Source organism: Ferroplasma sp., assembly GCF_037442045.1.
Lineage (GTDB): Archaea > Thermoplasmatota > Thermoplasmata > Thermoplasmatales > Thermoplasmataceae > Ferroplasma.
In genome coordinates this window covers 1-10,260 of sequence record NZ_JBBIRC010000047.1, presented here as the reverse complement: position 1 = coordinate 10,260, position 10,260 = coordinate 1, and the positions used below count along the sequence as shown (strand labels likewise).

Below are 10,260 nucleotides of genomic sequence, written 5' to 3'. Positions count from 1 at the left end.
ATGCGTGAGAATGCAGAACAATTTCAGGAGAATACCTGAAAGTGAGATCAACAGAATCCTTGGAATACAGAACGGAAGAGTTACTTACATCTATGCAAGAGTTTCTTCAATAGAGCAGAAGGAAGACCTTGAGAAACAGATTATAAGACTGAAATCAATTTCCCCTGTTTCTAAAGTATTTTCAGACATAAACAGTGGCATGAGATTTAACAGGAAAGGATTCAAAGAACTTCTTGAACTCATAGAGAAGGATAAGGTTTCTATTATATACATAACACATAAAGATAGGCTTGCAAGATTTGGCTTTGATCTTTTGGAGCAGATATGTGCAATTCATGGCACTGATATAGTTGAGGTGGATGGGGAAGAGATAGCTTCAGCAAATAAAGAACTAACAAATGATCTAATATCCATAATCACATCATTCTCTGCAAGATTATACGGACTTAAATCACAGAAGATGAAAGACATACTTAAAGCGGTGAAGCCATGACACATCCATGGAAATCTTCCGGTTCCAAACGTTCAGTATGGTGGCATTATACGAACCATCGCCTGTTCTGATGGAATACCTGTATGACATGAAGAATGCCATCCATGAAGGTGTCATGAATGCAGAGGAGTTAAGGATAATAAATGGTAAGATTCCATCTCCCATTGATCTCAGGAAAGAAATAAAGCCATGGTTTGACTCCACATATGATTATGCAAGGCACCACATCAATCCGGTATGCAGATCTTCCATAGCAATTCTCAGGTCATTCAGGAAGAACAGAAAAAAGAAGAAAGAGCCGGAAGTTAAGAAACTCTCAATGAGACTTGACAGTGAACTTGTGAAGATCGTTGACAGTACTATCAGGATAACCATTAAGCCCGGTGAATATGAATACATTCCAGTAAACAGCAGTAACAAGAAATGGATATATTATTCAAAATACAAAATATCAGAAGTACTTATAACAGATAATATAGTTTCAATATCCTTCTCCATACCTGATAAAAAGACCTATGGAAACAGTATCATAGGTGCTGACCTGAACTTCAATACCATAGATCTCACCACAATCAATCCTGCAGACAACCAGATCACAAATGTGGATACAGTACATGTGAAAAACATTGCAAAGATCCAGAATAGCTTCTCGAGGAGGAGGCAGAAACTGCAGAAGCATGTGAGGAATCCTGCAAAGCGCAGCAGGAAACTGAAACAGGCAAGGGGAAGGCAGAGAAAAATAATAAAGGATGCAATGCACAAAACCTCAGCAAAACTGGTGAAGGATAACCCTGAAGCATCATTTGTATTCGAAGACCTAAAAGGAATAAGGAAGAGTGGTGATGATAAGGGTAAGAAATTCCGGACATACCTGAACAGATGGCCATATTATCAATTCCAGAAAATGGTTGAATACAAATCTGAAAGAAAAATAGTATATATTAATCCACGTGGGACCTCATCCGAGTGTCCTGTATGCGGTGGTAAATTAAAGCACCCAAGGTGGAAAATATCCAGATGTACAAACTGTGGTCAGGACTACAACAGGGACAGGATTGCATCACTTGCAATAGCCCTCCGTGGCCTTGACCTTTGCGGAGAACCGTTCCCCGTGAGTGCGTCAGCCTCCTGGCAGTCCATGAAGGATGAATACCTGTACATTGGGCATACCTGACATGCCTGAAACAGGAAGGACTGAGACTGCTTACGCTGCGAATGAACATGTTGCATAACAATGCACAATGTTTTAAGAACGATAACCGTTTTATGTGCAAACCAATGTTTTTTGTAAATATTTTTGAGTATTTTCAACTTTTAATAAATCCTGCTTTTTAACTAAAAATTAGGAATAAATTTATAATCAAAATAATCTAATGGATACGCATAAAATAATTTTCATTTTATGCTATAAAGAAATAATATGGTTTCTGAAATAATTTATCGTAAATAACAAACCCAGTAAACACCTTTTTACTATTTAAAAACTTCCTTTATAAAAGCAAATTTTAATCAATTCCAACATATACTTTGAAGTATAATCAAAATAAATGGCAAATAATAGAAAATCTTTTAAATACTTCATTCGATAATCTATTAAATCAGAATAAAATTTTAATTTTATCTGATTATGGTGATGTAATGGAATATTCAGGAAAAATGAATATAGAAACATGGGCAGAGGATATAGCCGCACTCACAAATCCAGAAGATATATATTTTTGTGATGGCAGCGATAAAGAATATCAGACTATTATTAATGGGATGCTGGACAGGGATGAAATAATTAAATTGAATGAAAAATCATATCCAGGAAGTTATCTCTATAGAAGCGCACTTACGGATGTTGCAAGAACCGAAAAAGCTACATTTATATGTGCTGATAACAAAAACGATGTTGGCCCCTTAAATAATTTTATGCAAATTAATGAGGCAGAGAGAATAGTTTCAAAACTTCTTAAGAATGGAATGGAAGGAAAAACAATGTATGTTGTTCCATACCTCATGGGCCCAATGAACTCAAAATTCTCTGAACTTGGTGTGGAAATCACAGATAGCCCATATGTCGTGGCAAATATGAAAATTATGACACATATGGGGCAAAAGGCAATTGACAATTCCAATAAAGACAAAGACTGGGTCAGAGGAATACATGCTTCATTAAACCTTGATCCAGAAAATAAGTATATACTTCACTTTCCATTTAGAAGAACGTCATACGATGCGCATATAATTAGCTTAAATTCTGCCTATGGTGGAAACGCACTTTTAGGCAAAAAATGCCATGCACTGAGAATAGCCAGTGCTAATGCGAGAAAGGAAGGCACACTTGCAGAACACATGCTTCTTCTTGAAGTTGAAACGCCAGCTCAAGAGAAATATTATTTTGCTGCGGCATTCCCAAGCGCCAGTGGAAAAACAAACCTCGCCATGATAAAACCTCCTGAAATGTATACAAAAGCAGGCTGGAAAACAAGGCTTATTGGTGATGATATAGCATGGATCAGGCCAGGAAATGATGGTAGATTATATGCAGTTAATCCGGAAAGCGGCTTTTTTGGGGTTGTTCCTGGGACCAGCATGAAGACAAATCCAAATGCCATGAACTCTATAAATAAAAATACAATATTTACAAATGTTGGATTAACTGAAAATATGGAGCCATGGTGGGATGACCTTCCACTTCCTGAGGGAACAATAACAGACTGGACCGGAAAAGAATTTATTCATGGTACAGATAAAAAGGCAGCACACCCCAATTCAAGATTTACAACGCCAGTACAGCAGTATCCAGAACTTTCAGGCGATTTCAATAATCCGAATGGCGTTCCATTAAGCGGCATAATATTTGGGGGGCGAAGAAAAGATACTGTACCGCTTGTATATCAGGCGTTTAGCTGGAATCATGGAGTTCTTTTAGGCTCATCAATGGGTGTAGAGCAGACCGCAGCCGCAGAAGGCACCGTTGGAAAAGTTAGAAGGGACCCTATGGCCATGAGGCCTTTCATTGGTTATAACATATCACAGTACCTTGAACACTGGCTCTCGTTTAGCAATAAGAACCTTAAATTGCCTTCTATATTCTATGTGAACTGGTTCAGAAAAGACCAGAGTGGCAAATACATATGGCCCGGCTATGGTGAAAATATAAGGGTAATAGAATGGATGATAAATAGAATAAATGGCACAGCACCTGTAAACAGGACAAAATTGGGATTTATGCCAAAACCTGAAGATATAAACACAACAGGGCTAAACATATCAAAAGATGATGTGGAAAGATTATTATCCATTGACAGCACAGAATGGAATAAAGAGCTAAATGAGATTAAACAATTTATTTTATCCATAAACCCTGTGCCTGAGGAAATAAATAAGCAGTTCATTGAACTTGAAAAAAGATTTGGTGAAAAAGCTATTTAATTCTTTTCTTTATTAAAAATATGTTCACAGACTTGCATTTCATTATTATATAGAATTTTCATATAAGATTATGATTGATTATAATGAAAAACCGATACTTATATTCTGGGAAACAACAAAAGCATGTGGCCTTGCATGCAGGCATTGCAGGGCATCAGCAATGGAAAATTCACTTCCTGATGAATTAACTGATGAGGATGCAAAGTTATTTATTAATTCCATAACAGAATTTGGAAAGCCATATCCAGTGCTCATTCTTACTGGCGGTGATATGATGAGGCGGAAAAACATAGATTTCATCATAGAACAGGCCGAAGAGGATGGTATACCTGTATCTATAAGCCCTGCAGCGACAGATCTTTTAACATATGATAGAATAAAGTATTTTCAGAAACATCATGTTCTATCTGCTTCCCTGTCACTTGACGGAAATAAGGAAATGCATGACTGGCTGAGGGGCAATGGAGTATATGATAAAACAATGGAATTAATCAAACTGATGAATGCAATGCATATGAAACTTCAGATTAATTCTGTTGTGATGAGAAAAAATATTGAGCAATTGCCTGAACTTTTGAAAAACTTGATTATTAATAATGTTAAAACATGGGAAGTGTTTTTCCTTATACAGACTGGAAGAGCTATAGATTCTGAAGATTTAACTGCCCTTGAATTTGAGGATATCAATCACTGGCTTCTTTTTGCAATGAATTATGGCATAACTATTAGAACAGTTGAATCTCCAATATTCAGGAGAATTATCGATCAGGGAAATAACAATTATTCAGGAAAATTATATTATGAACTGGTGGATAAAACCATAGATCTCCTTGGAATTCCTGAGAAAAGGAATATACCATCCAGAATTTCAAATACAAGGGATGGAAAGGGAATAATATTTGTGGGTTATAACGGAGATGTGTTTCCAAGTGGCTTTGTTCCTTATAAGCTGGATAATATCAAAGAGAAATCCATAGTAAGTATATACAGAAATAATGAAACACTAAAGTTATTGAGGGACAGCTCTAATTTCGAAGGCAACTGCGGAATTTGCGCATGGACGGATTCATGCGGAGGTTCAAGATCGAGGGCTTATGCAAGATATAATGACATATTTGCCAGAGACCCTGCATGCCTTTATTCGTGAAAATCAAATTTTTCAATAAATTGCTTCATCAAGATTATATACAACAACAGGAATATTTATTGATTCTTTCAGCCTTGTTCTTATTATATCGTATTCAAATTCCTTTTGCCCTGTCTCTTTCTCCATTCCATTCTCAATGAGGATTTCCCTGAATTCGTTGTATTCCTTTACAGGTGAAATGTATATTATATCGCCTTTTGCATATACTATTGATTTCAGGAAATTAACAGTATCATTAACATGGTCTTTCCCAAATCCTGACATTACAATAAGCCCGATATTTATTCCAGCATCCTTTATTTTCTTAATAAATTCTCCTGCACTTTTTAAATTTATTTTCTTATTCAATATTTTCAGCACAGCAGAATTTCCGCTTTCTATTCCAATATAGATTCTTTTTACTCCTGCATTCTTCAATTTTATAAAATCAATATTTTTAAGTGGCGTTGTAAATGCATCAGAAAATGCATATAGTGGCATATGCAATTTGCTGTTAAGGAAAAAGAGATATTCGTTCAGTGCTCTGGAACCCATGCTTATGGCATTTGCATCTCCAAGAAATATTCCATTCATTGAAGTCACCGAATTTTTAAAGAATATAGAAAGTTTTTCAACCTGCTCTTTAAATGAATCAAAACTTAATGGCAGATACCTTTGGTCCCTGTACAATTCACAAAATGTACACTGATTCCATGGGCAGCCCCTTGAGATTTTTACATAAAGGGAAAAATACCTGTCAGGTGGCACTACCGGTATTCTGCTGCCGTATATACGCATTAATTCATTCCCTCTGCTTTTTAGAAAATTATAATCCTTTATATGTTTTTTAAGAAATGGGTATTCCAGTGAGGCTTCTTTAACATTACCATAAAAGTTATTCGCTACTAATTGCTTTTCACTCTCTGGCAGCAGCCTTGCAATCCTGTTTCCATCAATATACCTGAACTCTACAAAATCGTTCATATTGGTTCTTCTATATGTTCTGTCTTCCAGTGAATAATAAATCATGTCAGAGTCTGAATTCATCGATAATCTTCGTTCACCCGATTCGATTTTAATCAATCCACCGGATTCTGTTGCAAACACCATTAAATATTGTTCATAAAGTTATATAGTTTTTTATAGGCTAAATATTGTATTTATTGTCATAATTTCTTGGTGTAATCATATATTTTTGATATGTATATGTACTGGAATTGCCAATTACCACCAGTGTAAACATATCTATATTATAATTTAAGAAATCATCAAGCGTTGATATTATAGCGGACTCGGATTCCCTGTAGGCATTCCTTACAATTCCAACAGGCGTATTTCCTTCCCTGTATTTTAACATAATTTCCCTTGCTTTCTTGATTAACTCTGTACGCTTTATGCTCACAGGATTGTAAAGTGCAACAACGAAGTCGCCACTCCCGGCAGCATTGATTCTTTTGAGTATAATATCTTCTGGAGTAAGTTTATCGCTGAGGCTTATTGAACAAAAATCATTCATGAATGGAACACCAAGCAATGAACCTGCTGAGCTGATTGCTGTTATACCGGGAATGATTTTAACATCGATATCGTATTCGTGTTTTGCAATTATTTCAAAAACTATTCCGGCCATGCCATATATGGCCGAATCCCCGCTGGATACAATGGAAACATTCTTGCCTGATAGAACATGGCTTATTGCCGTATTGGCCCGTTCTATTTCATCAGTTACAGAGCCAGATTCAACCTCTTTGCCTTTTATAATATTACTTATTAACTCAATATATTTGCTGTAGCCCATAATTATATCGGAATCATTCAAACAATCCACTGCATTTCCTGTAAGTTCATTATAGTCCCCTGGGCCTGTACCAATTAAATATAATTTTGGCATAGCAGGTTATAAATAAATAATAAATATCTTTTTTCTTTTATGCTGCTTTACCAACATAACTCATAAATGTGGATGCGGCACCTGTTATTGTTTTTGAACTACCAAGATGGGACATTACATATGATGGTGAATTTGGAGACCAGTCTGGTGGATCAGGTGAACCACTTCCAAGTATCCCTCCTGAAACGGGAGTATACATGAATGCATTAAGTATATATGTTCCATGAGGTCCTGTTATTATGAATGTAGTTGTTAAATGGCCTTTGTAGGTAATATCAGTAGCATATTTATTGAACATAGCTGCTACCTTTGCCGGATATGTAGAGTTTATCAGTGAAAGGCCATATGATGCCAGAGAACCATGTATAGTTCCATTATTAACTGTTCCAGTCATAGTTTCATTGTACATATAAAGTGGATAAAATGTAAAGGTATTGCCTTTATAATTAAAAGTAAAGTTGCCATTAAACAGAAGGCCAGGTTGGCCGGTAATATCATTTGAATAAATATCGTTTTTAAGAGCGCTATGCAATTCAACATGCCCGGATATATTTGTTGTTGAATTAATGCCATGATAAATAGCCCATGAATCTGTAGCTCCTATCGGGCATCCAAGCCATGATAAAAAGAATATTCCCGAATGGCCATCAGGAAGCAAATCCCCATCTGAAATTTTGTAATAGCTATCAGGCTTGATACTCGAAGGGGCAAAAAAGAATGGATGTGCAAAAGCTATAACAATAATAACAACAATGATTACTGCTACAACCATGCTCCATATAAAATTCTTATTCTTTACAACGGCTTTAAATTTTTCTTTTTTTGATGTAACTTTCTTTTTGGCCGAATTTGAATTGCCTTGATTTTTATTTTTTTTATATGTCAATCTAAAGATATAATTTATTCCTGTATATAAATTTATACATTGGGTTATAAATTTTGTTAGGTATGTTAGCAAACTCCTGAAATTATAGTATCTCCAACGCATAAATCTTACAAGTAGGGCAAGCACTCTAAGGTAATCACACTATTTGTGTCTTCCTCTTCTCTGTTCCTGTTTATATTATAATAGGTAGGTTTTTTACATGAGATAACATATTTCTCAAAAGCAAAATGAAAAACTAGACATTGTGCTTAAAATCATACCTATTTCGCAATAACAAACAATATATTATAAATCGTTATTATTTAGCATGGCAATTGAAAATAAACTGGGTGAGTTTATAAGTGGAATATCCAGCAACGATATAGACGGGGAAGTAAAAAAAGAGGTTAAGCGAAGGTTCATAGATGCCCTTGGTGTTGCATATTCTTCCATGGATTCTCCAGCTGCTTCAAAAATTAAGAAGATGATAGGCCTTTATCCGGGAAATGCCAAAATCATCGGCATGGGCACATCCTCACCGGATTATTCAGCATTTCTCAATTCTCTAATAATAAGGTATATGGATTTCAATGATACATATTTGTCAAAGGAACCCCTGCATCCCAGCGATATGTTCGGACCGCTCATATCAATATCATCAATTTTCAATAAAACAGGAAAAGATATGATCACCGCAGCTGCTGTAGGATATGAAATTGGCACCAGGCTATGCGATTCAACATCATTAAGGGCAAAAGGATATGACCATGTGAATTTTACTGAAATTGCAATGGCTGCAGCCCTTTCCAAATTACTTGACTTTGATGAAAAGCAGATAATAAATGCAATTTCTATTTCACTGGTACCACATATTGCACTCAGGCAGCCCAGAGTAGGCGAACTCACAATGTGGAAAGCAGGTGCAGCTGCAAACAGCGCAAGAAACTCTGTTTTTGGTACACTTGCAACGCTTTATGGATTTACTTCCCCATCAGAGCCACTGTCTGGAAAACTTGGGTTTAAAAATGTAGTGGCACCAGATATGGATTTCTCAAAGCTTGAGGGCAAGAGCACAAACGGTATAATGAGAACATACATTAAAAAATATCCAGTTGAATATCATGCAATGGCTCCAGTTGAAGCATCCCTTAAGCTTGCAAATGATCTGGACATAAATCATGTTGATTCGATAAATGTTTATACTTATGAGGCTGCAGTATCAATACTTGCAGATAAAGAAAAGTGGCATCCTGATAACAAGGAAACTGCCGACCATAGCTTACCATTTATAATAGCATCAACGCTTATAAATAAAGATTTCTGGGTAAATAATTACAGCGATTTAAATAATAAGCAGATTAAAGCATTAATGGAAAAAATACATGTTACAGAGCTAAAAGAATACACAGAGCAATACCCTGAAAAACTGCCAGTCAGGATAGAAGCAAAATCCGGTGGAAAAACTGTAGAAAGCACTGTAGAAATCCCAAAAGGGCATTATAAAAATCCCATGACAGACAGGGAAATTGAGTCCAAATTTATAAGGCTTACAGGCATGACCGATTCATTGCCTGCTCTCTGGACAATGGAAGACAGGGAGGTGGTAGAGCTTGTCTGAACTTCTTGATTATAAATTCTTATCAGTTCCTGGCGTGTACAATCCGTTTTCAGCACTTCTTGCAAAAAGAAAAGGATTCAGGGCTGTCTATCTTTCCGGCGGAGGGCTCACCGCTTCCATGGGATTGCCAGATCTTGGAGTAATAACCCTAACTGAACTTGCTGACATGGTAAGAAAGATCCATGAAATAACAGATATACCGATTATAGTTGATGCAGATACTGGATTTGGGGAAACATTAAGCGTTTACAGAACTGTGAAGCTATTGGAAGAAGCCGGGGCTTCTGCAATTCAAATAGAGGATCAGGTTTCTCCGAAGCGCTGTGGGCATTTAAATGGTAAAGAAGTTGTACCAAAAGACAACATGGTTGAAAAAATAAGGGCTGCTGTTGCAGCCAGGAATAATGCACTGATTATAGCACGGACAGATGCAAGAACAGTTACCGGTATGGAAGATGCTCTTTCAAGGGCAAAGATATATGTTAAGGAAGGGGCAGATATAGTATTCCCAGAAGCACTTGAAGACAGAGTAGAATTCAAATATTTTGCTGAAAATACAGATTTCCCATTGCTGGCAAATATGACTGAATACGGAAAAACGCCGTTCATAAGGGCCGATGAGTTTGAAAAGATGGGATATAAATTCGTTATATTCCCTGTTACATTATTTAGAACTGCAGCAAAGGCAATGGATGATGCACTTGAAGATTTAAAAAAATACGGAACACAGGAAGTATTCATAGACAAGATTATGTCTAGAAAAGAACAGTATGATGTCATAAACTATGACTTTTACCAGAATTTTGATCAGAACATATCAGAAAAGCCTGTAAAAAATAAAGAATAG

9 protein-coding genes are annotated in these 10,260 nt (G+C 36.2%); 6 read left to right on the top strand and 3 right to left on the bottom strand.

Annotated elements, in window-relative coordinates; genetic code table 11:
- The 4 genes from WKI77_RS06365 to WKI77_RS06350 all read left to right on the top strand — a co-directional run.
- Positions 1-493: IS607 family transposase (locus WKI77_RS06365; protein WP_337860993.1), on the top strand; the 493-nt coding region annotated here is incomplete at its 5' end.
- A 7-nt stretch (positions 494-500) separates the two neighbouring features.
- Positions 501-1,667 (top strand): transposase, encoded by a 1,167-nt coding sequence (locus tag WKI77_RS06360; protein WP_337860992.1) that lies wholly within the window; start codon positions 501-503, stop codon positions 1,665-1,667.
- Between the two features lie 464 nt (positions 1,668-2,131).
- Entirely contained in the window at positions 2,132-3,913 is a 1,782-nt protein-coding gene (locus tag WKI77_RS06355; protein WP_337860991.1) for a phosphoenolpyruvate carboxykinase (GTP), read from the top strand.
- 70 nt (positions 3,914-3,983) lie between these two features.
- The gene (locus tag WKI77_RS06350) at positions 3,984-5,060 is read left to right on the top strand and encodes a TIGR04053 family radical SAM/SPASM domain-containing protein (protein ID WP_337860990.1); all 1,077 of its coding nucleotides are present in this window, start codon (positions 3,984-3,986) and stop codon (positions 5,058-5,060) included.
- A 12-nt stretch (positions 5,061-5,072) separates the two neighbouring features.
- Here WKI77_RS06350 and WKI77_RS06345 read toward each other — a convergent pair whose 3' ends face one another.
- The 3 genes from WKI77_RS06345 to WKI77_RS06335 are packed head-to-tail and all read right to left on the bottom strand — an operon-like array spanning position 5,073 to position 7,816.
- On the bottom strand, positions 5,073-6,146 hold the full coding sequence (locus tag WKI77_RS06345; RefSeq protein ID WP_337860989.1) for a radical SAM protein: 1,074 nt from the start codon (positions 6,144-6,146) through the stop codon (positions 5,073-5,075).
- 40 nt (positions 6,147-6,186) lie between these two features.
- The gene (gene cobJ / locus WKI77_RS06340) at positions 6,187-6,930 is read right to left on the bottom strand and encodes a precorrin-3B C(17)-methyltransferase (RefSeq protein ID WP_337860988.1); all 744 of its coding nucleotides are present in this window, start codon (positions 6,928-6,930) and stop codon (positions 6,187-6,189) included.
- A 37-nt stretch (positions 6,931-6,967) separates the two neighbouring features.
- Positions 6,968-7,816 (bottom strand): DUF929 family protein, encoded by an 849-nt coding sequence (locus tag WKI77_RS06335; protein WP_337860987.1) that lies wholly within the window; start codon positions 7,814-7,816, stop codon positions 6,968-6,970.
- Positions 7,817-8,123: 307 nt separating this feature from the next.
- On the opposite strand from WKI77_RS06335, the gene WKI77_RS06330 reads away from it, so the two are divergent.
- Both WKI77_RS06330 and prpB read left to right on the top strand, forming a co-directional pair.
- Positions 8,124-9,413: an MmgE/PrpD family protein gene (locus WKI77_RS06330; protein WP_337860986.1), complete on the top strand. Its 1,290-nt coding sequence runs from the start codon at positions 8,124-8,126 to the stop codon at positions 9,411-9,413.
- Complete coding sequence (gene prpB / locus WKI77_RS06325; protein WP_337860985.1) at positions 9,406-10,260, top strand: methylisocitrate lyase; 855 nt, start codon at positions 9,406-9,408, stop codon at positions 10,258-10,260. The genes WKI77_RS06330 and prpB overlap by 8 nt, the downstream gene beginning before the upstream one ends.

Excerpts from the sequence above, each read along its gene's own strand:
- WKI77_RS06360 (WP_337860992.1), top strand. The coding sequence starts at position 501 with ATGGAAATCTTCCGGTTCCAAACGTTCAGTATGGTGGCATTATACGAA.
- cobJ (WP_337860988.1), bottom strand. The coding sequence starts at position 6,930 with ATGCCAAAATTATATTTAATTGGTACAGGCCCAGGGGACTATAATGAA.
- WKI77_RS06350 (WP_337860990.1), top strand. The coding sequence starts at position 3,984 with ATGATTGATTATAATGAAAAACCGATACTTATATTCTGGGAAACAACA.
- WKI77_RS06330 (WP_337860986.1), top strand. The coding sequence starts at position 8,124 with ATGGCAATTGAAAATAAACTGGGTGAGTTTATAAGTGGAATATCCAGC.
- WKI77_RS06355 (WP_337860991.1), top strand. The coding sequence starts at position 2,132 with ATGGAATATTCAGGAAAAATGAATATAGAAACATGGGCAGAGGATATA.